23 protein-coding genes are annotated in these 26,472 nt (G+C 42.5%); 16 read left to right on the forward strand and 7 right to left on the reverse strand.

Annotated elements, in window-relative coordinates; all coding sequences use genetic code 11:
* The first annotated feature begins 55 nt into the window (after nt 1-55).
* The 5 genes from R2Q85_RS22130 to fabG all read left to right on the forward strand — a co-directional run bounded on the left by R2Q85_RS22130 (nt 56) and on the right by fabG (nt 3,768).
* Nucleotides 56-259: a cysteine-rich CWC family protein gene (locus tag R2Q85_RS22130; protein ID WP_316813985.1), complete on the forward strand. Its 204-nt coding sequence runs from the start codon at nt 56-58 to the stop codon at nt 257-259.
* Between the two features lie 97 nt (nt 260-356).
* Nucleotides 357-1,232 (forward strand): carbon-nitrogen hydrolase, encoded by an 876-nt coding sequence (locus R2Q85_RS22135; RefSeq protein WP_316813986.1) that lies wholly within the window; start codon nt 357-359, stop codon nt 1,230-1,232.
* Entirely contained in the window at nt 1,222-1,929 is a 708-nt protein-coding gene (bla, locus tag R2Q85_RS22140) for a BlaB/IND/MUS family subclass B1 metallo-beta-lactamase (protein WP_316813987.1), read from the forward strand. The genes R2Q85_RS22135 and bla overlap by 11 nt, the downstream gene beginning before the upstream one ends.
* Nucleotides 1,926-2,975: an agmatine deiminase family protein gene (locus tag R2Q85_RS22145; RefSeq protein WP_316813988.1), complete on the forward strand. Its 1,050-nt coding sequence runs from the start codon at nt 1,926-1,928 to the stop codon at nt 2,973-2,975. The genes bla and R2Q85_RS22145 overlap by 4 nt, the downstream gene beginning before the upstream one ends.
* A 49-nt stretch (nt 2,976-3,024) precedes the next feature.
* Nucleotides 3,025-3,768 (forward strand): 3-oxoacyl-[acyl-carrier-protein] reductase, encoded by a 744-nt coding sequence (gene fabG, locus R2Q85_RS22150; protein ID WP_316813989.1) that lies wholly within the window; start codon nt 3,025-3,027, stop codon nt 3,766-3,768.
* 69 nt (nt 3,769-3,837) lie between these two features.
* Here the strand turns inward: fabG and R2Q85_RS22155 are convergent, their stop codons facing one another.
* Nucleotides 3,838-4,572: a murein L,D-transpeptidase family protein gene (locus tag R2Q85_RS22155; protein WP_316813990.1), complete on the reverse strand. Its 735-nt coding sequence runs from the start codon at nt 4,570-4,572 to the stop codon at nt 3,838-3,840.
* Nucleotides 4,573-4,654: 82 nt separating this feature from the next.
* Here R2Q85_RS22155 and R2Q85_RS22160 point away from each other — a divergent pair, with 82 nt between their 5' ends.
* Nucleotides 4,655-6,742 (forward strand): hypothetical protein, encoded by a 2,088-nt coding sequence (locus R2Q85_RS22160; RefSeq protein WP_316813991.1) that lies wholly within the window; start codon nt 4,655-4,657, stop codon nt 6,740-6,742.
* 12 nt (nt 6,743-6,754) lie between these two features.
* Nucleotides 6,755-7,366 carry a trimeric intracellular cation channel family protein gene (locus R2Q85_RS22165; protein ID WP_316813992.1) on the forward strand — a complete coding sequence of 204 codons (612 nt, stop codon included), beginning with the start codon at nt 6,755-6,757 and terminating at the stop codon, nt 7,364-7,366.
* Here R2Q85_RS22165 and R2Q85_RS22170 read toward each other — a convergent pair.
* The 6 genes from R2Q85_RS22170 to carA form a co-directional block, all read right to left on the reverse strand.
* The gene (locus tag R2Q85_RS22170) at nt 7,363-7,662 is read right to left on the reverse strand and encodes an FtsB family cell division protein (RefSeq protein ID WP_316813993.1); all 300 of its coding nucleotides are present in this window, start codon (nt 7,660-7,662) and stop codon (nt 7,363-7,365) included. The two genes, R2Q85_RS22165 and R2Q85_RS22170, sit on opposite strands and share 4 nt — an antisense overlap.
* A gap of 255 nt (nt 7,663-7,917) precedes the next feature.
* Nucleotides 7,918-9,213, reverse strand: a complete 1,296-nt coding sequence (gene eno, locus R2Q85_RS22175) for a phosphopyruvate hydratase (RefSeq protein WP_316813994.1) — start codon at nt 9,211-9,213, stop codon at nt 7,918-7,920.
* A gap of 150 nt (nt 9,214-9,363) precedes the next feature.
* The gene (aqpZ, locus tag R2Q85_RS22180; protein WP_316813995.1) at nt 9,364-10,053 is read right to left on the reverse strand and encodes an aquaporin Z; all 690 of its coding nucleotides are present in this window, start codon (nt 10,051-10,053) and stop codon (nt 9,364-9,366) included.
* Nucleotides 10,054-10,155: 102 nt separating this feature from the next.
* Complete coding sequence (locus R2Q85_RS22185) at nt 10,156-11,247, reverse strand: ABC transporter permease (protein WP_316813996.1); 1,092 nt, start codon at nt 11,245-11,247, stop codon at nt 10,156-10,158.
* A 6-nt stretch (nt 11,248-11,253) separates the two neighbouring features.
* A complete protein-coding gene (locus R2Q85_RS22190) occupies nt 11,254-12,024 on the reverse strand; it encodes an ABC transporter ATP-binding protein (protein ID WP_316813997.1) in 771 nt (256 codons plus the stop codon).
* Nucleotides 12,025-12,120: 96 nt separating this feature from the next.
* On the reverse strand, nt 12,121-13,233 hold the full coding sequence (gene carA, locus R2Q85_RS22195; protein ID WP_316813998.1) for a glutamine-hydrolyzing carbamoyl-phosphate synthase small subunit: 1,113 nt from the start codon (nt 13,231-13,233) through the stop codon (nt 12,121-12,123).
* Between the two features lie 252 nt (nt 13,234-13,485).
* Between carA and panB the strand changes: the two genes are divergently transcribed.
* The 9 genes from panB to R2Q85_RS22240 all read left to right on the forward strand — a co-directional run bounded on the left by panB (nt 13,486) and on the right by R2Q85_RS22240 (nt 26,464).
* Nucleotides 13,486-14,301, forward strand: coding sequence for a 3-methyl-2-oxobutanoate hydroxymethyltransferase (panB, locus tag R2Q85_RS22200; protein ID WP_316813999.1), 816 nt, complete (start codon nt 13,486-13,488; stop codon nt 14,299-14,301).
* Entirely contained in the window at nt 14,301-14,987 is a 687-nt protein-coding gene (locus R2Q85_RS22205; RefSeq protein ID WP_316814000.1) for an RluA family pseudouridine synthase, read from the forward strand. Before panB ends, R2Q85_RS22205 begins: the two co-directional genes overlap by 1 nt.
* A 302-nt stretch (nt 14,988-15,289) precedes the next feature.
* Nucleotides 15,290-15,928, forward strand: coding sequence for an RNA polymerase sigma-70 factor (locus R2Q85_RS22210; RefSeq protein WP_316814001.1), 639 nt, complete (start codon nt 15,290-15,292; stop codon nt 15,926-15,928).
* Between the two features lie 147 nt (nt 15,929-16,075).
* Nucleotides 16,076-17,269: a FecR family protein gene (locus tag R2Q85_RS22215; RefSeq protein ID WP_316814002.1), complete on the forward strand. Its 1,194-nt coding sequence runs from the start codon at nt 16,076-16,078 to the stop codon at nt 17,267-17,269.
* 190 nt (nt 17,270-17,459) lie between these two features.
* The gene (locus R2Q85_RS22220; protein WP_316814003.1) at nt 17,460-20,924 is read left to right on the forward strand and encodes a TonB-dependent receptor; all 3,465 of its coding nucleotides are present in this window, start codon (nt 17,460-17,462) and stop codon (nt 20,922-20,924) included.
* Nucleotides 20,925-20,936: 12 nt separating this feature from the next.
* Nucleotides 20,937-22,865: a RagB/SusD family nutrient uptake outer membrane protein gene (locus R2Q85_RS22225; protein WP_316814004.1), complete on the forward strand. Its 1,929-nt coding sequence runs from the start codon at nt 20,937-20,939 to the stop codon at nt 22,863-22,865.
* A 29-nt stretch (nt 22,866-22,894) separates the two neighbouring features.
* Nucleotides 22,895-24,136: a DUF4959 domain-containing protein gene (locus R2Q85_RS22230; RefSeq protein WP_316814005.1), complete on the forward strand. Its 1,242-nt coding sequence runs from the start codon at nt 22,895-22,897 to the stop codon at nt 24,134-24,136.
* Nucleotides 24,137-24,238: 102 nt separating this feature from the next.
* Nucleotides 24,239-25,429 carry a DUF4998 domain-containing protein gene (locus tag R2Q85_RS22235; RefSeq protein WP_316814006.1) on the forward strand — a complete coding sequence of 397 codons (1,191 nt, stop codon included), beginning with the start codon at nt 24,239-24,241 and terminating at the stop codon, nt 25,427-25,429.
* 186 nt (nt 25,430-25,615) lie between these two features.
* A complete protein-coding gene (locus R2Q85_RS22240; RefSeq protein ID WP_316814007.1) occupies nt 25,616-26,464 on the forward strand; it encodes a hypothetical protein in 849 nt (282 codons plus the stop codon).
* Nucleotides 26,465-26,472: the final 8 nt, after the last annotated feature.

The following is a 26,472-nucleotide window of genomic DNA, read 5'->3' on the forward strand; positions in this document are numbered from 1 at the left end:
GTATCTTTGTGCTGAATCATTTGTTTCTTAATCTTCGCCTTAACCGCACTATTGAATGGCAAAACACGAGATCATACCTTGCGAACGTTGCAACACTCCGATAGAGTGTAAGGCCAACTCGTATACCAAATGCCAGTGCAGTGTGGTTCACCTGGATTTGAACGAGGTGCAGTACATCAGCGAGCTTTATGACGGTTGTTTATGTGCCAGATGCCTGTTTGAATTGCAGCAGGAATACAGGGAAAGTATTGCCTCCTGATACCAGACTGGCTATCTGTAGCTTGTGTTCTTGACAACCTGGCCTCATCTTTTGATTTTTTTGGCTAACTTTGCGTCAAATTATTTGTTGATAAAGCATGGCTAAAGTAAAGGTTGGAATGGTGCAGATGAGCTGTACCGCTAATAAGCAGGAAAATTTAGATAAAGCAATTGTAAAAATCAGGGAAGCAGCGGCAAAAGGTGCGCAGATTGTTTGCCTGCAGGAACTTTTTACTTCGCTGTACTTTTGTGATGTTGAAGATTATGCAAACTTCGATTTAGCGGAAGCAATTCCGGGCCCTTCAACAGCTGCTTTACAGGTTGTTGCAAAAGAATTGGGTGTAGTGATTATTGCCTCGTTATTTGAGAAACGTACCGCAGGATTATACCACAATACCACTGCCGTTCTGGATGCCGACGGGGCTTACCTGGGAAAATATCGCAAAATGCACATTCCGGACGATCCCGGCTTTTATGAGAAATTCTACTTTACGCCCGGTGATCTGGGTTATAAGGTTTTTCAAACAAAGTTTGCAAAAATAGGGGTCCTGATCTGCTGGGATCAATGGTATCCGGAGGCTTCGCGCATTACAGCGCTTATGGGTGCAGAGATTATGTTTTATCCAACCGCTATTGGCTGGGCAACAGACCAGGATGAAGAGACCAATAAAGACCAGTATAATGCCTGGCAAACCATTCAGCGCTCACATGCGGTAGCGAATGGCCTGCCTGTGGTAAGTGTAAACCGCGTAGGTTTTGAACAGGATGGGGCCATGAAATTCTGGGGTGGCAGCTTTGCCACGAACGGCCAGGGCAGGATACTTTATTTAGGCTCGCATGACCAGGAAGAAACGGAAGTAGTGGAACTGGATCTGAGTGAATCCGATTTCTTCCGCAAACACTGGCCATTTTTAAGAGACCGTAGAATAGACTCTTATCAGCCGATCACCAGGAGATTTATTGATGAGGATTAGTGTATTCATCATATTGTTTTTTTTGAGCTTTTCTATTTACGGGCAGGCACTGGAAATCACGCCCCTAAATGAAAAACTGTATGTGTATACCACTTACCATACTTATGAGGGCCAAAAGGTTTCGGCAAATGCCATGTATCTGGTAACCGGCAACGGGGTTGTTTTATTTGACACGCCCTGGGACCAGGCACAAAACCAGCCCTTATTGGATGCCATAGAAAAACGGCACCATTTAAAAGTGATCAAAGTTTTTGCTACCCATTCTCACGAAGACCGGGCAGGTGGATTCGGCTTTTTTAATAAAAAAGGAATTCCTACTTATGCATCAGTGCAAACAAACGAGCTCTTAAGATCGGAGCATAAACCTGTTGCATTACATACTTTTGAAAAAGGGGCAAAGTTTCAAATCGGGATAGAGAAATTCCAGCTTGATTATTTTGGTGCCGGACATACAAAAGATAATCTGGTGGTCTGGTTCCCGGAATATAAGGTGCTGGATGGCGGCTGTTTAATTAAAAGTGCGGAAGCAAAAGGATTGGGTTTTGTTGGTGAGGCTGACTTAAAAGCCTGGCCAAAAACGATCCTGGCGATAAAAGATAAGTATAAAACAATCCGACAGGTTATTGCTGGTCATGACAACTGGAAAATACCCGGAGCTTTGGACAAAACTTTAGAACTACTAAAAAATAAAAATTGACGGATATAATTTTTTCAGCTTCCCCTAAAAAACAGGGTTATTCATTTCCTGCTGAATGGGCAAAACATGAAGCTACGTGGTTAAGCTGGCCACATAAGGAAGCCTCATGGCCCGGTAAGATGGAAACGATTTATGCGCCCTACTGCCAGTTTATAAAGATTGTTGCGGAAGGTGAAAAAGTACGCATCAATGTAAAGGGTGAGGCCATGAAAGCGGATGCAACCAGGCATTTGCGGGAGGCCGGTGCAGATTTAACCCAGGTTGAATTCTATTTTAACGAGAGTAATGATGCCTGGTGCAGGGATCATGGACCAGCCTTTGTGTTAAGAGACGCGGAAAAGGCCGTAGTAGACTGGGGCTATAATGCCTGGGGCGATAAATACCCTCCCTATGACCTGGATGATGTAATTCCTACTAAAATTGCGCAACATTTTAACCTGACCTTATTTACCCCGGATATTGTGATGGAGGGCGGTTCGGTTGAGTTTAATGGTGCAGGTACCATACTGACCACCACCGCATGTCTGCTGAATGAAAACAGGAATCCACAGCTGACTAAGGAACAGATTGAACAGTACCTGCTGGAGTTTTACGGTGCAGAACAGGTATTGTGGCTGGGCGACGGAATTGTAGGTGACGATACAGATGGCCATGTAGACGACATTACCCGTTTTGTAAATGAAGATACTGTTTTAACGGTGGTGGAGAGTAATCCGCTGGACGAGAACTACCTGTTGTTACAAGAGAACCTGGAGGCTTTAAAGGCCATGCGCTTAAGCAATGGCAAAGCATTGAATATTGTGGAGTTGCCGATGCCTTCGCCGGTGATCCATGAGGATACCCGTTTACCGGCATCGTATGCCAATTTTTATATTGCAAATGCTGCGGTGATCGTACCTACCTTCAGAGATGTGAATGATGAAAAAGCATTGCAGATCATCCAGCATGTTTTTCCTGACCGGAAGGTTGTGGGTATAGATTCCACAGATATCATCTGGGGCCTGGGTAGTTTTCACTGTTTGAGCCAGCAGGAACCAGCAATTTAACGATATTTATAAATCATATAACAATAGCATATAACCAAATAAAATACAGATGAAGTTATTAGAAGGAAAAACGGCACTTGTAACCGGTGCATCTAAAGGAATTGGCCGCAAGATAGCGGAGAAATTTGCAGAACATGGGGCTAATGTGGCCTTTACTTATTTATCATCAGTGGAAAAAGGGCAGGCACTGGAGCAGGAACTGCAAAGTTTTGGCACTAAGGTTAAAGGCTACCGTTCTGATGCCTCTAAATTTGATGAAGCAGAAAAACTGATCAGCGATATCGTGGCTGATTTCGGTGCACTGGATATCGTGGTAAACAATGCAGGGATCACTAAAGATGGTTTACTCATGCGCATGAGTGAAGAGAACTGGGACGAAGTGATCAATGTAAACCTTAAGTCTGTATTTAACGTGTCTAAGGCTGCTTCTAAGGTAATGATGAAGGCAAGGAAGGGGTCTATCATCAACATGAGCTCTGTGGTTGGTGTACAGGGAAATGCCGGGCAGGCAAATTATGCAGCTTCAAAAGCCGGCATCATTGGTTTCTCTAAATCCCTGGCGAAGGAACTGGGTTCCCGTAATATCCGTACGAATGTAATCGCCCCTGGTTTTATCCGTACTGAAATGACAGGTGTACTGGATCCTAAAGTGGTGCAAGGCTGGGAAGAAGGTATCCCATTGAAAAGGGCGGGCGAGACTGAAGATGTGGCAAATGCCTGCGTGTTCCTGGCTTCGGATATGAGTGCATACGTGACAGGACAGGTATTGTCGGTTTGCGGCGGAATGTTGTAGCACCAATATAGACATTTCTAAAAAAGGCAGCTTTATAAACCAGGCTGCCTTTTTGATTGATGTTATCTTTTATTTAAACAGGTATCTGCCACTTTTTTCTGATAAGACCGGTATCATGTGGTTTTTTTCAAAATAAGCATACCCGGTTTGCAGGTTTGTCCAGAATGCCCGATGCGCCGGAAACTGCTTCAGGTAGGTGTTCAGATTTCCCGCTGTCATTTTAAAAGGGAAAATGTGTACAGGAATTTGATCCTGACCAGCATTTTTTGCTTCAACAGCCAATACATAGACTTCCCTGATCTTATCATCTGTCAGCGGAATACAACCAACCGTTACACAGTTGCCATGTATGTAAATCTCGCCTCCGGGTTTTTCTTTCCCGCTTCTGAACCGGTCAACCTGGTTTGGATAGCTGATTCCAAGAGAAAGGTGAAAACTGCTTTTTGGGTTAAATACATTCAGGTAATAATAACCTTCAGGGGTTTGCAGGTCGCCCTCTTTTACCTTTGGCCCCAATATGCCCGACTGGGCACAGAAGTTATAGGTTCTAAATAATTGATGGGTTTTTTGCCCGTTTGTTTTTAGCCATAGTTCCAGTTTGCCCTCTGCTTTATAAGCTGCCATGTAAAGCTTAAATGGCCTGCCTATGCCCGCTGATCTGAGTGCTTCCTGCAAGCTGTTCCATTTTTCCTCATAAGCTGCGCTTACCCGGTCAAATTTTAGCTGCTCCGTTTTAAAATCTGCCTGGGCGAATGCGGGTGTTGTCATGGTCAGCAAAAAAATGAGTTTAACTAATACTTTCATATTTAGCGGAGGTTTGTCAAACAAACATAAATAAAATGCCTAGCAGTTTATTTTAAAATTTAGCATCTTTATCCAAACAGATATGAGCGATTCCCTTACCATATATACCGTACTGACCTTACTCGGCGCCTTAACAACAGGCATATTGTTTGCCTGGCTATTGTACGGTAAAACAGCACACCTGGATAAAAAGCTACGATACGGACTTGCTGTAATGCGCGCTGTTATGCTTACTGCAATCGGGTTTCTTTTGTTTTTTCCTTTGATCAGGAGTGTGTCTTACACTCCGGAAAAACCTGTCATTATCATTGGACAGGACAATTCCCTGTCTGTTGGGAATGTGGAGCCTGCTGGTTTTGATCAACTCAAGTATGCGCAGGACATGCAAAGCCTGGCCCGGAAACTCGGCGAAAAATATGAAGTAAAGATCTACAACTTCAGTGACAGCATTAAAAACGGATATGACTTTACGCATCAGGGAAAACTGAGCAATGCTGCCCGTTTGGTTGCCCAGCTGAATGACGAGTATTTAAACCGGAATGTTGGCGCGGTAATTATTGCCTCTGATGGCATATTTAACCGTGGAGGGAGTCCACTTTATGAACTGAATAAATTAAAAGCCCCGGTCTACACCATTGCTTTAGGCGATACCGTCCCTAAAAAAGACTTGCTGATTGCCAATATAAATGGCAATAACCTGGTTTATCTGGATAACGAATTCACTATAGAAGTACAGGTACAGGCTTTTGACGCAAAAGGGGAGGAAAGCCATATCGCGGTACTGGAAAACGGGAAAAAGATATATGAAGATCGCTTGTCCATTACCTCAGCAGCTTTTGTGAAAGACATTCCCATCAAACTGAAAGCCTCGAGGCTTGGGCTGTTGAAATATACCGTACAGTTGAGCCCGGTAAAAAACGAAGTCTCGGAGAAGAATAATGTGCAACAGCTCTTCGTTGAGGTGATTGATACCCGAATTAAAGTACTTATTGCGGCTGCAGGCCCGCATCCGGATATCACCGCACTTAAGCAGGCCATCAGTCTGAATAAAAATTTTGAAGTTAAGATTGCCCTGGCGGATGAGCTGAATGCACAGCGCCTGGATGATTATGGCCTGGTACTGCTTTACCAGCTACCCTCGGCAGTATATGATGCGGGTTCGTTTATGAACAGACTGGCTTCCGCACGTACGGCGGTATGGTATATACTGGGAGCGCAGAGTAATTTGAGTGCTTTTAACCAGGCTCAAAAACAGGTAAGTATGGCTGGAGCGAACAATACTATCCAGGAAACTTATAGCCATGTTAATCCCGGTTTTACCTCATTTGAGCTGGATGAAATGACGGCCAGGCAGATTGAAGGTTTTGATCCCTTACTGGCCCCGTTTGGTAAGCCGGTTGTGAGCGGCAATGCAACCATTGTACTGAACCAGCGCATTGGAAAGATCAATACCGAACATCCACAATTGTTCTTTATGACCGATAACGGGCGTAAATCAGCTTTCTTAATTGGAGAGGGCTTGTGGCGATGGAAGCTTTCCGAGGCCGGGGAGACCATGCAGGAACCGGTTGTTTTTAACAGCCTGATATCAAGGACGGTGCAATACCTGTCCCTGAAAGACGATAAGCGTAAATTTAAAGTGTATGCAGCAAAAAATACGTTTGATGAAAACGAAAACGTATTGCTCAATGCTGTATTGTATAACGATAGCTATGTTGCTGTAAATACCCCTGATGTAAGCATAACGGTTAGCAATGACCAGGGAAAGGAATATAAGTTCCTGTTTTCGAGAACAGCAGCTGCGTATCAGCTGGATGCAGGGGCATTGCCGCCCGGCAATTATACCTACAGGGCTGCAACACTGTTTGGTAAGCAAAGATATACAGCACAGGGTGTCTTTTTTGTGAATGCGATGGTTGCCGAATACCAGCAAACGGTGGCCAACCACCAGCTGTTAAATACGATGTCGGTACAAACTGCCGGTAAAATGTCTATGCCAGGACAATTGTTAACCCTGGCGGATGAGATCATTGGAAATGAGCAGATCAAGACTTTGAGCTATGAAGACCGTAAGTACGAAGAATTGATTAACTTTAAGTGGCTGTTTGCTGCGATCCTGGCTTTGCTAAGCCTGGAATGGTTCTTCCGTAAAAGAAACGGCGAAATTTAAATTACACCGGATATGCAGATCGATATGATGGAAACAATTGAAACGCTGGGTACCATCTCGTTTGCGATATCGGGTACTTTTGCGGCTATGCAAAGAAGGCTGGATCCATTTGGTGTTTTAATCATTGCTTTCATCACCTCAATTGGAGGAGGAACGGTACGTGACCTTCTAATCGGTGATACACCGGTAGCCTGGATGAGGGATGTGAACTATTGCCTGCTGATTTTATTAACCGCGGTCACAACCATTTTTTTTAAAACACACATTAAGAAATTTAAGGTCACGCTCTTCCTTTTCGACTCCTTAGGACTGGGCTTGTTTACGATGCTGGGCATTCAAAAAGGTATCATGTTTGGTTTAAGTCCTGGCATTTGTGTGGCCCTGGGTACCATTACGGGATGTTTTGGTGGGGTGATCAGGGATACGCTGTTAAATACCATCCCTATAATCTTTCATAAAGAAATATATGCTACAGCATGCATTTTAGGGGGGATTCTTTTTTATACCTTAAAGTATTTCCACCTGGAAAATGATATTGCCACCATCGTAGTGATTGCTTTTATATTTACTTTAAGGATTATTGTAGTTCGCTATAAGCTGGCGCTTCCCAGATTTGTATATTAATCTTTAGGAGCTTCTTTAATGATCACAAATACATCCTCGTTGTCTTTTTTCATGAAGTATTTTTCACGCGCAAACTTTTCGGCTGTACTTAAATTGGTGTTGAGTTCATTCAGATCATTCTTTACCTGCGAAATCTCTTTTACATAGAAATCTTTTTCTTCCTGAAGTTTGTTTACCTCAGACCTGAACTCATACTGGGAAACCATATCATTTTTGTCGAAAAACAACATCCATACGGCAAAGGCTGCTACAGACAGGAAGTATTTGTTACGAACAAGTTCTAATACGCGGTTCATAAAGTAAAGATATAAAAAATAACCATTCTCTTCATTGTCTGCATTTCTTTAAATTTTTTCTAAGGAAAAAAACTTAAAACAAAATGTTATCTTCTGGGAAGCGGCATAGCTTTCTTTGTTTTTCTGTTAAGGAAAAACAAGAAGTAATGCAGCCGATGAGCAGAACGGTAACATTTTTTGTCGGTAAAATTTTACCCAACAAAAAAGTCCTGCAATTGCTTACAGGACTTTTTTATGCTATTAAATCCGCCAAATTTATTTGATGGCGTATTTGAAATCTTTACCAATAAACCTGGCTGCAGCACCCAATTCTTCTTCAATGCGCAACAATTGGTTGTATTTTGCAATCCTGTCTGAACGGGAAGCAGAACCCGTTTTAATCTGACCGCAGTTTAAAGCAACCGCCAGATCGGCAATGGTCACGTCTTCAGTTTCACCTGAACGGTGCGACATTACCGAAGTATAGCCATTGGTTTGAGCTAAAGTAACCGCGTTGATGGTTTCCGTTAAGGAACCGATCTGGTTTACTTTTACAAGGATAGAGTTCGCTGTATCGTTGTCAATTCCGGTTTGCAACCTTTTAACGTTTGTTACAAACAAATCGTCACCTACCAGCTGAACACGGTCCCCAATTTTTTCCGTTAACAATTTCCAGCCATCCCAGTCATCCTCACCCATTCCATCTTCAATAGAAATGATCGGATATTTTTCTGTCAATGAAGCTAAATAATCCGCTTGTTCAGCGCTGGTGCGGATGGCACCTTTATCACCTTCAAATTTAGTGTAATCGTATTTGCCATCTTTGTAAAACTCAGAAGCAGCACAGTCAAATGCCAGGCAAATTTCTTTACCAGGTTTGTAACCTGCTTTTTCAATTGCTTTAAGGATGGTTTCTACCGCATCTTCAGTGCCATCAAAAGTTGGTGCAAAACCACCTTCATCACCTACTGCAGTAGAAAGGCCCCTGTCGTGTAATATCTTTTTTAAGTTATGGAACACCTCTGTTCCCCACCTTAAAGCTTCAGAAAATGAAGAAGCCCCAACAGGCATGATCATAAATTCCTGGAAGGCAATCGGTGCATCAGAATGTGAACCGCCATTTACGATGTTCATCATCGGAATGGGCAGCGTATTGGCGTTTACACCACCGATGTAGCGGTACAATGGCTGACGGCTTTCCTGAGCAGCAGCTTTGGCAACTGCTAAAGAAACACCTAAAATGGCATTCGCGCCCAATTTACCTTTGTTTTCGGTTCCGTCAAGTTTGATCAGTAAGTTATCGATGGCATTTTGCTCAAATACATCAACACCCTTTAATTCAGCAGCAATCTTATCGTTTACATTGGCAACAGCTTTTAAAACACCTTTACCCATATATACAGCTTTATCATTGTCGCGAAGCTCTACCGCCTCGTGGATACCGGTAGAAGCACCTGAAGGTACTGCTGCACGGCCAAGGATACCATTTTCTGTAATTACGTCTACCTCTATGGTAGGATTGCCACGGGAGTCAAGTATTTGCCGCGCATGAACATCAATTATTAAACTCATTTTTATTGGTTTTTTATTAGTTAATCTGCCTTAGTGTAAAAAGTACAATTACTAAGACAATATCCAAAGTTATAATAAATTTTAAATTATCAGTAAAAAAGGCCGTAATTACTTACGGCCCTTTATTTTAATGCGTTTTTTTTTTGCTGGTTAAGCAGCTTCCTTATCTGCTGCAAAAAATGTTTTATATACAATGCCCGCTAAAATAGCGCCTGCTATAGGTGCTACCCAGAACAGCCAAAGCTGGCCAAGCGCATCGCCACCAACAAAAATGGCCTGGCTGGTGCTCCGGGCAGGATTAACAGAAGTATTGGTTACTGGAATACTGATCAGGTGGATTAAAGTTAGGGACAAGCCAATGCCCAGTCCGGCAAAACCCTGATGGGCCCGCACATCTGTAGCACCCAGGATAATAAGGAGAAACATAAAGGTCATTACCACTTCAGTAACCAATGCGGCAGTCATATTGTATTTTCCCGGAGAAAGCTCCCCGTAACCGTTTGCTGCAAAATTTCCTATCGCACTGCCATTTCCAGTAACAATTACATAAAGTATGGCTGCGGCAAGAAGCCCACCCAAAACCTGTGAAATAATATAAGGAAGCAGCTCTTTTCCAGCTAAGCGGCCCGCCACCCAAAGCCCTACTGAAACGGCAGGGTTCATATGGGCAGAAAAGTGACCCATTGCATAGGCCATAGTAACTACCGTAAGACCAAAAGCGAGCGAGACGCCAAGAAAACCGATGCCGGCATCGGGATAATTACAGGCAAGAACGGCACTTCCGCACCCGCCTAAAACCAACCAAAAGGTTCCGATAAATTCTGCTGCAAGTTTTTTCATAGTTTAAGTATTTGTTTGTTAGGTTTTTAAAGATGTTTTCTTTAATGAATTTAACAACAAATATTTAAAATTCCTAATACGAAATTGTAGCCGGCGCTTCGCTTACTCCCACTTAAATACCTTAATTGCAACAGTATAGATGCCAAGTCCCCAGATCACCATGATCAGGATCTGGTGTTTTACATCCCACAGGCCTGCACCTTCAAAAGCAACTTTTCTCATTGCATCGTTTAAATAAGTAAGGGGCAAGGCGCGGCTGATGGGTTGAAGCCAGGAAGGAAAAGCGTCAATGGAAAAGAAGGTGCCCGATAATAAAAACTGGGGCAGTGTAATGATGTTTGAAATCGGTGGAATGGTACTTTCACTTTTTGCAATGCCTGAAACCACGAAGCCGAAACCCATAAATACAATGAGTCCGATCACAGAAAGCAGCAGCATATTTAAAACCGTAATTACCCCGTGTATTAAGGTAAAATGAAAAAAGAAATGACCAATGAGGATAATAAAAACAGCGCCGAGTAACGCGAAGCCTATCCTGGCCAGGCACTCACCGAAAACAATGCTCGACCTTTTAACCGGAGTGGCAAAAAAACGTTTGATCACCAGGTTCTGGCGTAAGGCGAAAAAAACAAAGGCGGTGCCAAATACACCGGTACTTAATAAGGAAAAGCCCAGTTGCCCGGGTAAAATAAAATCTATGGTACGGTAAATCCTTCCCTGTACGGTACTTTCATTGAGCTGGGCAACAGTTGGTTTCACATCCCTGGCATTCAGGTTATACAATAAATTGTTCAATACCGATTTCAGAATGCTGCCCTTATCAACCGATGCCGAAGTATACTGTACATTGGCCAGGTAGGCAGGTGTGCCGGCTTCATTCTTTTTTACATCGATCAAGGCATCAATATTACCTTTTTCCAGCCCGGTTTTTATTTCTTCAGGGCTTTCTCCTTTAACCAGCTTAATTACGGGTATCTGTTCCAGTGCCAGGATAATGGGGTTTTGCAGATCAGAACCCGGGGCAACTGCAAGCTTGACTTTTACACCTCCATTGCCCAGAAAGCCAAAAACGAGGATAAATATTAAAGGAAAGGCCAGCGTAAACACCACAGCAGAAGGGCTCCTCATGATGGAACGGAAACTTGCTTTGGCAAGGGCCAGTGTGGCTCTGGTATTATTGTAAGGTTTGCTCATGTCTGTTTAATTATCCTCCCGCCATTCTTTACCGGTCAGGTTAATGAAAACATCTTCCAGATTGGCTTTTTTGACTTCTTTTTTTCTTTCAAAACCACTGTTTACCAGGTTATCGATCAAATTGTCAGGAGTGTCGAGGGCGATGATCTCGCCTCGCTCTACAAAAGCAACCCGGTCGCACAGCTGCTCGGCCTCGTCCATATAATGAGTGGTAATCACTACAGTTGTGCCATTGTTACGGATATCAATAATGAGGTCCCATAAATTACGCCGGGCCTGGGGGTCTAAACCAGTTGTCGGTTCATCAAGAAAAATTATTTTGGGTGAATTGATGAGGGTAGTAGCGATAGAGAAGCGCTGTTTCTGTCCGCCGGATAAGGCTTTGTATTTAGCTTTGGCTTTATCCTGCAGGTTTACTTTTTCCAGCATTTCCATAGGTTTGATGTCTACATTGTACAGACCGGAAAACAGTTCCATCAGTTCAACCAGGTTCAGGTTTGGATAATAACCTGCCGCCTGTAGCTGTACACCGATGATCCTCTTGATTTTGCTGGCGTCCTTTTCTACCGAATAACCGTCTACGATAATCTCGCCCGAGGTTTTTTCCCGCAGGGTTTCAATGATCTCTAAAGTGGTGGTTTTTCCAGCCCCGTTAGGACCTAAAAGTCCGAAGATCTCGTTTTCATATACTTCAAAGCTAAGGCCTTGGACAGCAGTGAAATCATCGTATTTTTTTACCAGGTTTTTTACACTGATAATGGCATTTGTTGTATCCATGTTATAAATGTAAGAAGGTTTAGCCAAACAGAAAATGGGATTGGGCTAAACCTTCTAAAATGTCGGTAATATGATATATGCTGCCGGTGAAAGGGGTTACCAGGTCAGTTCGCCCTTAATCATTCCGATGAAATCATCGAACAGGTAACGCGAATCGTGCGGTCCTGGAGAGGATTCAGGGTGATATTGTACCGAAAATGCTTTTTTACCTTTTACGCGGATACCTTCGATAGACTGGTCATTTAAGTTAACATGGGTAATTTCTACCTTGTCAGAGTTCCTTACCTCATCAGGGACCACACCAAAACCATGGTTCTGAGAAGTTACCTCGCAGTGGTTTCTAATGATATTTTTTACCGGATGGTTTAATCCGCGGTGTCCGTTAAACATTTTCATGGTGCCAATCCCGTTAGCTTCTGCAAGTAACTGGTGGCCCAGGCAAATGCCAAACATCGGTTTTTCAGCAGCTAAAACTTTTTTAACCGTTTCAATAGCATAAGGCATTGCCGAAGGATCGCCGGGACCGTTAGAGATGAAATAGCCATCTGCACCCCATTTGTCCATTTCTTCAAAACTGGTTTTTGCAGGAAAAACCTGTACATAAGCATCCCTGTTGTCAAAGTTGCGTAGAATATTCTTTTTGATGCCCAGGTCTAAAGCGGCGATTTTATAAGTCGCGTCAGGTGAGCCATAGAAATAAGCGGCTTTGGTAGAAACCTGTGAAGACAATTCCAGTCCGTCCATGGAAGGTACTTCCGCCAGTTTAGCTTTCAGTTCTTCCAGATCAGTAATTTCAGAAGAAATGATGGCATTCATTGCCCCTTTATGCCTGATGTGACGCACCAGCGCACGGGTATCAATATCTGAAATGCCTACAATATTTTCATTTTGAAAATAATCCTGGATAGATTCTGAGGCTTCTTTACGGCTGAAACCGATGTTGTAGTTTTTACAAACCAGTCCGGCTATTTTAATGCTGTCTGATTCAATCTCTTCTCTGTGTATCCCGTAATTTCCAATATGCGCATTGGTGGTTACCATGATCTGACCAAAATAAGAAGGGTCAGTAAAGATTTCCTGGTATCCTGTCATTCCGGTATTGAAACAGATCTCGCCTGTGGTTGTGCCTATTTTTCCGGCTGCTTTACCGTAATATACAGTTCCGTCGGCCAATAACAAGATAGCAGGTAACTTGGTGTAGTTAGTCATTGTAATTATAATGAGAAATTAGGGGTGTGAAAAAAGAGAAAAAGGGGGATGCTGTTGCGGTTTTGATGCCGTTTATGTCTTTAACAAATGTGCTGTTAATTAACCCCTTCATTTCAGGGTACAAAGATAGGAGTTTGTGGGGTTTAATTCAAGATATTTTTTGAGATAGTAATTTAGCAATGTCACAAAAACAATAAAACAGTCTTTATTTCGATTGTAAAAACTAATTTTGCTTTAACAAAACTATAAATCATGTCGGTAAACAAAGAAGTAAAGCGAATAACAACGCATATATTGCAGGAAATGAAGCAGCATGGCGAAAAAATTTCTATGCTTACTGCATACGATTTTTCAATGGCAACCATCCTGGACGATGCCGGGCTGGATGTATTATTGGTTGGAGACTCTGCTTCTAATGTAATGGCCGGTCATGAAACCACACTTCCGATCACTTTAGACCAGATGATTTATCATGCACAATCTGTAGTTAGGGGTGCAGCACGTGCTTTTGTAGTAGTTGACCTTCCCTTTGGCTCTTACCAGGGGAATTCTAAGGAAGCTTTAAACTCTGCGATCCGCATCATGAAAGAATCTGGTGCACATGGTGTGAAACTTGAAGGTGGAACAGAAGTAGTGGATTCTATACAACGCATCATTACTGCAGGTATTCCTGTAATGGGACACCTGGGGTTAACCCCACAATCCATCTATAAATTTGGGACCTATACCGTTAGGGCCAAGGGCGAAGAAGAAGCGGATAAATTAAAAAGTGATGCATTGGCTTTACAGGAAGCCGGCTGCTTTGCCATAGTATTGGAAAAGATCCCAGCAAAACTGGGTGCAACAGTTTCCGAAAGTCTCCATATCCCCACTATAGGTATTGGTGCAGGCCCTGATTGTGACGGGCAGGTATTGGTGGTAAATGATATGATTGGTTTAACCAAAGGGTTTAAACCCCGCTTTTTGCGCCAGTATCTGAATTTGTACGAAGGCATTAAGGAGGCTGCGCAAGCTTATATCAGGGATGTAAAAGGCAATGATTTTCCAAACGAAAAGGAACAGTATTAATGCCGGTAACTGATAAAGATGTGCTGTACGAAGATAACCACCTGATTGCGGTATGTAAAAAGGCCGGAGATATCGTACAGATAGATGATACAGGAGATGAGCCTTTGGACGAACAGGTAAAGAAATACCTGGCCATCAAATACAACAAACCCAACAGTGCTTTTTTAGGGGTGGTGCACAGGTTGGACAGGCCGGTAAGCGGGGTAATCCTGTTTGCAAAAACCAGTAAAGCGCTGGAACGCATGAATGCTGTTTTTAAAAACCGGGAGGTAAAAAAGACCTACTGGGCTGTAGTGCGTAAAAAGCCTGCAAAAACATCAGGCACATTGATCCACTGGCTGATTAAAAATCCCCAAAAAAATGTAGTAACCGCCTATCCTGACGAAGTTCCGGGAAGTCAGCGCTGTGAATTGAGTTACCGCTTAATTGGAACATTGAACGATTATTATTTAATTGAGGTGGACCCGCTTACCGGACGTTCGCACCAGATCAGGGTGCAGCTGTCAACCATGGGTTGCCCGATCGTAGGTGACAACAAATATGGTTACCCAAGGGGAAGCCGAAAGGGCAGCATATGCCTGCATGCAAGGAGGCTCCAGTTTCTTCACCCCGTAAAAAAAGAGCCGGTAAATATATTTGCCAAACTGCCTGTTGATGGATTCTGGGAAAAGTTTGAGGGATTTTAACCATCCCTTTTTTAGAACTTTAATTTTTAACCTTCTGCCTGTTTTACAACTGAATGTGCTGCTATGTCTGAAAAATGCCAAGATGTTTGAGAACTAAGCGCATTTGACAGAATTTTATTCCTGCGCGGTTATGTAATTTTATTTTAATAAACCAAATGTAAACCATTCCTTATGATGATGCCTATGCACGCTTATGCTATCTTAAGATGAAAGCTTTCCGGATGTGATCCTGACCAGCTAATCACCTGACCAAACAGCAGGCGTCTGTTAACCATTAAATCCTAAACTAACCAAACTAAATTATGACGTTGTGCCTGGAAAGCCTTAATCTGATTAAAAAAGGCAATGATGCCTTATCGATCAAAGCGTTGTTGATTAAATTGACCAACCATGATCATCATTCTTTTCATGAACTTTACGATAGGTTTAGTACGCAGCTATATGCAAACATTTTGAGAATGGTAAGGGATCCGGATCTGGCACAGGAAATTTTGCAGGACGTGTTTGTGAAAGTATGGGAAAAGCGGGGGCTTATTGATCCTGAAAAACCTTTTCCTGCTTATTTGTTCCAGATCTCCAGGAATATGGTTTACGATCATTTCCGAAAACTGGCCCAGGAAAAAAAACTGGAAACACACTTGCTTGCCAATGGAACAGATACCTATACCCATATTGAAGAAGAGCTTATATTTAAAGAAAGCAACCAGCTGTTTTTAGATGCCGTAGATAAACTCTCGCCGCAGCGAAAGCAGGTATTTACATTATGTAAGCTGGAGGGCAAGAGCTATAGTGAGGTGAGTAACCTGCTTCAAATTTCCACTTCAACCGTGAGTGACCACCTCTTGAAATCAAACAAATTCATTAAGGCCCAGCTGCTGCTGTCAGATTCGGTAGCTTTCATATTGACGGGACTTATCTTTAAAGTGTTGTGCCTCTCCTGATGGCCTACTGAAAAAATAAAATAAAAAAAATAATAAACAGAGCAGGGACTTTGCTGCGCCGAACCGTATTACCTATAAATGGCTTCATGATTTTGCATCAGCACCCTTGCTTTTTAAAATCATCACCATAAAAGGAAATATAGAAAAATGAACAACCGGCAAGAGCTCACATTATTATTTAAGCGTTACCTGGCAAATGAGTGTTCGGAGAAAGAAGAGCAGGTTTTCCTGGAATTGCTAAGATCTGGGGAACATGAAACGTTCTTAAAGGATTTGATCGATAGCGAACTAAAACAGGAACCTGATCCGCAGTTTAAGGATTTGCCCCAGGTTAAAGAAGACCTGGCGCATGCGAAGCGGCAGATTCTTCTGCAGATCAATGCCGGGAAAATTCAGCAACATCCTGCTAAAAAGAAATTATGGTTTAAAATAGCGGCCATATTTTTATTGTTTGCAGGAGCCATATTCTTTAAAGTACATGTAGGCAAACAAAACCTGCAGGTAGACGTAGAACCCGGCGGAAATAAAGCCATTTTAACCCTCGCCGATGGATCGGAGATCATTTTAGATCAGGCAGGTAAAGGTAACCTGGCTCAGCAGGCCGGTGTTCAGATTGTTAAAACAACAAATGGGCAGCTGATATACACCGTCAAGGAAAGTTCCGATTCCAGTAAGGGTATCGCAGGCAATTTAACCAATACCATTTCAACACCAAGAGGTGGACAGTACCAGGTAAATCTACCCGACGGTACCCGGGTTTGGCTCAATGCCGCATCTTCACTAACATTCCCCTTAAGTTTCGCTAAACTGAAAGAGCGGAAGGTCGAGTTGAAAGGAGAAGCTTATTTTGAAGTGGAAAAGGATGCTGCAAGGCCCTTTATCGTTCAATCAGACCGGCAAACCGTACAGGTATTGGGTACTCATTTTAACATCAATTCTTACGAAGATGAGCCGGATACTAAAACTACCTTATTGGAAGGTGCTGTAAAAGTTACTGCGTTAAGCGGAGCAAAGAACGAACCGGCTTTCTTAAAACCCGGGCAACAGGCCCGGACCAGCGCTGGTTCCAAACCTATAAATGTGTTGCGGGTAGACCCTATGGCTGAGATCGCCTGGAAGAACGGTCAGTTTTTCTTTGAAAATGAATCTATTGAAAATATTATGAAACAGATTTCCAGGTGGTATGATGTAGAAGTGATTTATGAGGATGATGTAGCGGGAAAAACTGTTTGGGGCTCTGTAACACGGTATACTAATGTATCGAAGGTATTGTCCATACTGGAATTAACCGGAGAAATCCATTTTAAAATAGAAGGAAGGAGGATCATTGTGCACAAATAATTTTACCTGAAACAGTACAAATCCGTGACCCGATTGCCGTCGGAGCCACGGATGAATATCGGGCTCTTGTTAAAAAAGTCTTTACAACTAACAATTATAACCAATAAACCCAATAACCAAATGTATGAATTTTTACGATCTATTTAGGTCTGCAGGCAGTATGCGCAGGTCTAATCAAATATCGCGTATTATGAAGTTGATCATCATCATCATGACTACACTATTAATGGAAGCGAGCGCTTCAGGTTATGCCCAGAAAATCACTTTCTCTCAAAAGGGCAGTTCCATTAAAACAGTGTTTAAAGAAATAACAAAACAAACCGGCTACCAGGTGATCTGCGATGGCGAACTGATTAAAGCTGCCCGGGCAGCTGATGTCAGTTTTACACAGGCTACCTTACAGGAGGTGTTTGACGAATTTTTTCCAAGAAAGTCCATCAAATGGACCATCGCGGACAAAACACTCATTATCCGGAAAGACAGCAGCCAGACAGCAACGGTATTACCGGTTGTTGTAAAAAAAACCGACCGGGTAGCTGAGTTAAGAAAGCTTGTTAAAGAGATCCGTGGTACCGTCAGAGATACCGTTGGTCCTTTGCCGGGAGTGTCAGTTGCGGTGAAAGGGAAAACGCAAATTGGAACCACCACCGATCTGAACGGTAAATACCTGCTGGACGTGGTTGACGAAAACGCCATAGTGGTATTCAGTATGGTGGGCTTTGTCACGCAGGAAATTCCGGTAAGGGGCAAGTCCGTGATCAATGTAACCCTTAAACCAGCTAATAATCAGCTGGAGGAGACTGTTATCGTTGCTTTTGGTAAGCAGAAAAAAGAATCCGTTATCGGGTCCATTACCACGATCAACCCTGGTGAACTAAAAGTGCCTTCAAGTAACCTTACTACTGCATTGGCAGGCCGTTTGGCCGGTGTTATCGCTTATCAGAGGAGCGGCGAGCCCGGAGCAGATAATGCAGAATTCTTTATCAGGGGTGCAACTACTTTCGGTTATAAAAAGGATCCTTTGATCCTGATTGATGGAATGGAGTATTCTACCCAGGATCTGGCCCAGCTTACCCTGGATGATATTGAAAGCTTTTCTATCTTAAAAGATGCTTCTGCCAATGCTTTATATGGTGCCAGAGGTGCCAATGGCATCATCCTGATCACTACCAAACAAGGTAAAGAAGGTAAACCAAAAATCAATATCCGTTACGAGAACTCCCTATCTTCAGCCACAAAAAATGTAGAACTGGCAGATCCGATTACCTATATGCAACTGCATAACGAGGCTTATGTTACCCGTCAGCCAAACGTGCCTACTCCTTACTCCAGAAGCAAAATAGACAATACCATAGCTGGTACAAACCCGGTTGTGTTTCCGGCAGTAAACTGGCAGGACCAATTGTTGAGAAATACCACCATGAACCAGCGTGTCAATTTTAACCTGGGTGGCGGTGGACAGGTGGCAACCTATTATGTTGCGGGCGCGCTTAACCAGGACAATGGTATTCTGAAAGTGGATAACCGCAATAATTTTAACAGTAACATTGACCTTAAAAAGTACAACATCCGTTCAAATGTGGGTTTGAATGTGTCAAAGTCGACCCACGTAGACATCCGTTTGAACGGAAACTTTGAGGATTACAACGGGCCTTTGGATGGTGGACAGGGCATATACCGTAAAATTATGCGGACAAGCCCGGTACAGTTCCTGCCGTATTATCCGGTAGTTCCGGGTACCGGCGGAACGGCCAAACACATCATGTTCGGAAACCTGGAACAGGGGCAATATCTCAATCCTTATGCCGACATGGTAAAGGGATACAAAGAATCGGCTAGGTCCTTAATGCTGGCGCAAATAGAACTGAAACAAGACCTGTCCTTTATTACGCCAGGTCTGGCTGTTAATGCCATGGGTAATATCAACCGCGAGTCATTCTTTGACCTGCGACGTCAGTATATTCCTTTTTGGTATTCGGCAGGAAGTTATGACAAGCTAACTGATACTTACAGATTAACCCCGTTAAATCCAGATTTTGGTACAGATTACCTGAATTTTGTACCGGGAGAAAAAAAGGTTTCTTCAGTAATCCATCTGCAATCAGCATTTACCTATAACAGTACCATCAAACAGAAACATGCTTTAGGAGGTACGCTGGTTTTACTGATGGATTCCAAGCTGGATGGCAATTCAAGAGATTTACAGGAATCACTGGCCTCCCGAAACCTGGGGGTTTCAGGAAGGGCAACCTATAGTTATGACAACCGCTATTTTGCAGAGTTTAATTTCGGTTACAATGGTTCAGAACGCTTTTATAAAACAGAAAGGTTCGGTTTCTTCCCTTCTGCAGGTTTGGCCTGGCAGATCTCTAACGAGAAATTCTTCAAACCTTATACCGATGTGATCAGTAAACTGAAGATCCGTGGAAATTATGGATTAGTAGGTAACGATGCCATAGGTGGTAAAGACGAACGGTTCTTCTACCTATCTGAAGTAAACATGAACAATGCAGGGATGGGGGCTACTTTCGGAAACAATGGTGGTTATTCCAGACCTGGGATTTCTGTAGGTCGTTACGAGAACCAGGACATTACCTGGGAAACAGCTGCGAATTCCACATTTGGATTGGAGCTTGGGCTTTGGAACAAACTGGACATTATAGCCGAGTATTTTACCGAGCACCGGTATAACATCTTGATGGAAAGAAGTTCTATACCCAAAACCATGGGACTGCAGGGGGATACACCTAAAGCAAATGTGGGTGAAGCCAATTCCAAATCTTACGAATTGCAGCTTGATTACAACAGTACAGTTGGAAAAAATCTGGTTTTAGGGGTGCGAGGTAACTTTACTTATGCAAAAAATCGCTTCAGGGCTTACGAAGAACCAGAATATCCATATCCATGGAGTTACCGTGTTGGTCATTCTACTGCACAAACCTGGGGCTATATTGCCGAACGGCTTTTTGTTGACGATGAAGAGGTGAGGAGTTCTCCACTGCAGAATTTCGGAAATAACCCGACCATGGGTGGCGATATCAAATACCGCGATATCAATGGAGATGGGGTAATCAATGTGAATGACCAGGTGCCAATTGGTTTTCCAACACGACCAGAAATTGTATATGGTTTCGGTTTTTCAGCTTCTTATAAAGGATTGGATTTTAATGCTTTCCTGCAAGGATCTGCACGGTCTTCGTTTTGGATAGATCCTGAAGCTACCGCACCTTTTGTCGAATACCGGGAAGATGCCAACGACCTACCTGGATATCGGTTGCAAAATCAATTGTTGGCCGCTTATGCAAATAATCACTGGTCTGAACAAAACCGTGACCTGTACGCTTTGTGGCCACGTTTAAGTGCATATCCTGTGCAAAACGGTGCAGGTGGGTCTTTATCATCAAACAATACCCAGAAAAGCACCTGGTTCATGCGTAACGGTTCTTTCCTAAGGGTAAAACAAATAGAAGTAGGTTATTCCTTACCAAAAAAACTGATACAAAGAGCAAAAATTGACCGCTTAAGGATTTATGCCACGGGGAGCAATTTGTTTGCCTTCAGTAAATTTAAACTATGGGATGTGGAAATGGGCGGTGAAGGACTGGGATACCCTGTACAAAAAGTTCTGAATTTTGGTATCCAGGTAGGATTTTAATAACAAACGATCATGAAAAAAATTAATATCATATTGCTCATTACCATTATCGGCACTTTCTTGTCCTGCAAAAAATTCCTGGATGTAGTTCCGGATAATGTTGCAACTATAGATTATGCCTTTAACCTGCGATCTTCTGCAGAAAAATATTTGTTTACCTGTTATTCTTATATGCCAGCCAATGGGCATTTTAATACCAATCCGGGCTTTTCAGCTGCCGATGAGATCTGGTATCCAAATCCACCTATAGATGTGACCACAAACTTTTTCAGCATCGCACAGGGGCTGCAAAATATGGCAAATCCTTTCGGTAATTTCTGGAGCGGCACCCGTGGAGGTAAACCTTTGTTTCGCGGAATAAGGGATTGCAATATCTTTCTAGAGAATATCAATAAGGTAGAAGAGATGAATATATGGGAAAAGGAGCGTTGGAGTGCGGAAGTTAAATTCTTAAAGGCATATTATCATTTTTATCTTTTAAGAATGTACGGGCCTATCCCCTTGATGAAAGAGAACTTGCCGATTGCAGCGAGCCCTGATGTGGTTCAGGTTCGCCGCGAACCAGTGGATAGCTGCGTAAATTACATTGTAAAGCTATTAGACGAAGCTGCCGAAAATCCCAACCTTCCTGAAAATGTTGCCGGAACAGAGAGTTCTGAACTGGGACGGATTACAAAAGGTATTGTTAAGGCTTTAAAAGCAAAAGTTTTGGTTACCGCTGCAAGCCCTTTATTCAATGGTAACTCTGAATATGCTGATTTTAAAGACAAGCGGGGAGAGGCACTTTTCAGTAATGTGTATGATGCAACAAAATGGGAACGAGCTGCTCAGGCATGTAAGGAAGCCATTGATTATTGTCATAGCCAGAATGGTAAACTGAGCACTTTTCCAGGTCCGGCTACCTATATTGTTAACGATACCATCAGGAAACAACTGGAAATTCGTACTGCCATCACAATACGGGATGCAAATCCGGAAGTGATCTGGGCAAATACCAGTAGCAGGGCCGATGTAAACATGCAACGCTGGTCTATGCCTATCATTGCAACCGGGGCTACCAGTGGAAGCGGACCAAAAGGTATTCTTGCTCCTACATTAAAAATGGCCGAAATGTTTTATACAGAACATGGACTTCCAATAAACAGTGACAGGACCTGGGATTATGCAGGGCGTTATGAGCTCAAGACCGCCGAAGAAAAAGATCGTTTTTATGTGAAACTAGACTCCAATACCGTAAAATTACATTTCGACAGAGAACCTCGTTTTTACGCCAGTATAGGGTTCGACCGCGGAATATGGTTTGGGAACTGGGTAAATAATAATGATGTCACAAAGCCTCTTAATTTTGTACAGGCAAGGGCTTCAGAAATTTCAGCACGCCAGGGGATCAGTAATTATTCCATCACCGGTTACTGGATAAAAAAGCTCGTAAATATTGAAACATTTGGTGCCGCCGACGGAAACGTCACCAGCAATACCGTTACCTATCCATGGCCGGAGCTGAGGTTATCCGATCTCTATTTATTATATGCCGAAGCGTTGAATGAAGTAAATGGTTATAGCCCAGCCACAACAGAATATATTAACCTTGTCAGGGCCAGAGCCGGAATCCCATCAGTAGAAGAAGCCTGGGATCAATTTTCCACACAACCGGGATACTATAATGATAAAAGTAATTTAAGAAAGATCATCCATCAGGAACGCGCTATTGAACTTGCTTTTGAAGGACAGCGTTTCTGGGATCTGCGCAGGTGGAAGGAAGCACATAAAGACTTAAATCAGCCCGTAAAAGGCTGGGATATTACCCAAAAAAGTGCAAACTCGTTTTACCGTTCGGTATTGCTTTACAATCAATACTTTACGATGAAAGAATATTTATGGCCAATAGAGCTTGGAGAAATGCAGATTAACAAAAACCTGGTTCAAAACCCAGGCTGGTAATTAAATATTGATCCTAAAAAACTAGAAATATGAAACATTTTAAAATAACCGTCTTATTGTTCACCATGCTTTCGGCAGTGTTGTCCTCCTGCAAAGAGGAAACTATTACACCCCTTTATGGTACAAAAGGAGCACCTAAACCTATTACAAATGCAACTGTTCAGAATATAGCAGGTGGGGCGGTAATTAGCTATACCCTTCCTGATGATGCCAATCTGTTGTATGTAAAAGCAGAATACGAACGGCAAGGCAAAATGGTGGTTTCCAAATCTTCCTTCTATAAAAAAACCATTCTTGTAGAAGGGTTGGGGGATACCAATCCCAGGGAAGTTAAACTATATGCTGTAGGAAATGGAGAAGAATCCTCTACACCAATTCAGGTAACAATAAATCCGCTGGCTCCACCTATTTATGACGTTATGGAATCTTTAAACATCAGGGAATCTTTCGGAGGAATGAACGTTAAGTTCGACAACGTGGAATCAACCGGTGAAAGACCATATAATATAGTGATTGGAGTTGTAGTATGGGATGAGAAACTTAATGAATGGAAAGACGTTGATGCTTATTATACCGGTTTGGCAGAAGGTAGCTTCTCTGTTCGTGGTCTGGAAGCAAAACAGCAGAAATTCGGTTTTTTTGTGAAGGATATCTGGGACAATAAAACAGATACCCTGGAAAAACAATTGACGCCGATTTATGAAGAGGAATTAAAAGCACCTGATGATGCCAGGAAAAAATTCCCTATACCGCAAAACAGGCCGCTTCCTATTGATGGTTCTTTAATATTAGAGCCAGGTAACCTAAGTTCATGGCCTTTTAGTGCTTTGTTTGATGGAGTAATCGGCAACAATGGTTTTCACTCCAATGAAAGAAATCCATTACCGGCCTGGTTCCCGATGGATTTGAAAAAAGTTACCCGTTTAAGCCGTTATAAAATATGGCAGCGTCAAAATCCGGATGGTGGATATTTATATTCACATGGTAATCCTCACGAATGGGAAATCTGGGGCACCAATACACCTAGTGACCCCAACAGCTGGGTAATGCTAGACCATAGGATCATGGTAAAACCTTCAGGACAGCCAATAGGCTTGTTATCTAACGACGATGTGGAAGTTGCACGTTTGGGCCACGAATATGAGTTTCCTCTTGATGCGCCTCCGGTGAGATATATTGCCTGGAAACAAATTGACAACTGGGCCTCTATCCAGGGTGCTTTAGGGTTCCTGCACTTGTCGGAAATGAAATTATGGGGCCAAATACAATAATTAATTATTCAATAAATTGAAAAAATCATGTATATAAATTCAATTATCCGCAATTGCCTTTTTTTCCTTTTGGCAGGAGTGCTTTTCGCTTCATGCGAGAAAATGGATGCAACATACAAGGAATTCCTGAATGGCGGACAGGTCGTTTATAACGGTAAACCAGAAGGGCTTCAGGCCTTTTCAGGTAATAAACGTGTCGGGATAAAATGGTATATTATTTCAGATCCTAAAATTACCAGTGCTAAAATATTCTGGAATAACCCAGGTCATATAGAAGGAGATCCTGTGCTGCCGAATCAGCGGCCGGCGGGGAAGGATTCAATCACCATAGCTATTAATCGTGGTTCTGGCACTGACTCTGTAATCACGTTTATTGACAGACTGAAAGAAGGTATTTATACTTTTTCTGTATACATGTATGATGATAAAGGCCACTCATCCGTAAAATCTGAAGTCATAAGTGATGTATATGGAGATAATTATCAGAACTCCATTGGTAACAGGCCTACGGATATGCCACAGCTGAATATTTTAAACGGCAAAAGCGATCTGTACATCCCATGGTATGGGGTAGCCCAGCAGGCGGTAAGGATAGATTTGATTTATACCAATACTGCAGGCATAGTAAAAACGGTTCAGAAATCTAAAATCCCTAACCCAACAGATCCCCGCAGAGGAATGATCTGGCTGGATAAGGATACACTGTTCAACTTTAAGGATGCGGCGGGCGCAAAACTCAGGTACCGTACTGCTTATCTCCCGGAAGAGACCGCTATTGATACCTTCTTTACAGAATATACCGATATAGGTTATAAATATTATGTACCGCCGACCCCTCCGTCAAAAGATGATAACCTGGCCTTAAGCAAAAAGATTACCACCAGCAGCGCTACCGGAACTTCACTTACCGATGGTGACAGGTCAAACACCAATAAGTGGCAGCCAAGCAGCGGTGAGCGAGCCGATTTAAATGTTTGGTTTTATGTAGACCTTGGATCTGTAAAAGACTTTAATTCCACACAGGTTTACTTTACCAAAGACCCTGCTAAAATCACTTACTATGAAATCCTGTATACCGATGCAGCAACGATTGCAACAGATACAAAATGGAAAAGAGCATATATCAAATTTGGGGCTCCTGAAGAAGAAGACATATTTGTTTCCACAAATACCGATAATACCGCGCTCGTTAATCTGAAAGGCCGGTATATAAAAATTAATATTGGCTTAAGAGACGAAGCAACAAACATCAACGTCTCTGAAATTGAGGTTTATCATAAGGATAAATTGTAAGTTTTTTAAATGTCGTTCTCAGCGCTCTTTTTTTTGAACGTTAACAGACCTATAGGATGCTGTATCCTATAGGTCTTTAATGCTAATCTAATGGTTTTCAGCCAACCTGTTTTATATGGAAAAAAAATCTAATCCAGATTGAAAATTATGAAACTAAAATATTTTTTTCCAGTCGTACTTCTTTTAATGCTTTTTTTCTTGGCGGGATGTAAGAAAAAAAAAACTGATCTTATTGATCAGCCAGCCCCAGCAGGAATAAATCCCGCAGGGCAGGTTGAAGAGGATAAGTATGGCACAATGATCAACCTGGAGGCAGATGGTCCTGGTGATACGTATGGGCTTCTTAACCGGAAATTAGGAGGGACAGCTTATGAGGTGCCAGACTGCGGACACCCGGTTCCACATATTACAGAAGAATTTGACAGCGGGCTAAATAAAAATGTATTTGCTTTTTTTGCCCATGTGTCCCTCGATGATGACCGCTGCGGTGCAACGGACAGGCAAAGAACAGAAATTAAAACCTATGGATCATCTCCATCTGCCGGAAAGGCATTTAATGGAGATGAAATGACCTTTAAATGGAAGTTTAAACTGGATGGAGCCTTTCAGCCTTCATCTGGTTTTACACACATCCATCAAATCAAGGCTGGGGATGGTACTAATGAAGATTCTCCATTAATTACCATTACGCCCCGCTATGGTAGTCCGGATAAAATGGAAATTATTCATACCGGTAATACCACAGCTACTACGCTGGGTAAGGTTAAGGCAGTTGATCTCGCGTCCTTCAAGGGAAATTGGATTGAAGCTACTGAGAAAATAAAATTTGGTACACATGGTACTTATGAACTGATATTAAAAAAAGTAAATGATGGATCGGTATTGTTATCTTATGCTATAAATGACATTGACTTGTGGCGTACAGCAGCTACATTTTGTCGTCCGAAATGGGGTGTATACCGTAGCTTGAGTAATGCTGTCCGATTGAGGGATGAAAAAGTGCTGTTTGCAGATTTTGCAATCGGAAAAAAGTAAAATAAATC

Source organism: Pedobacter heparinus (assembly GCF_032678725.1).
In the GTDB taxonomy this organism is placed as follows: Bacteria; Bacteroidota; Bacteroidia; order Sphingobacteriales; family Sphingobacteriaceae; genus Pedobacter; species Pedobacter heparinus_A.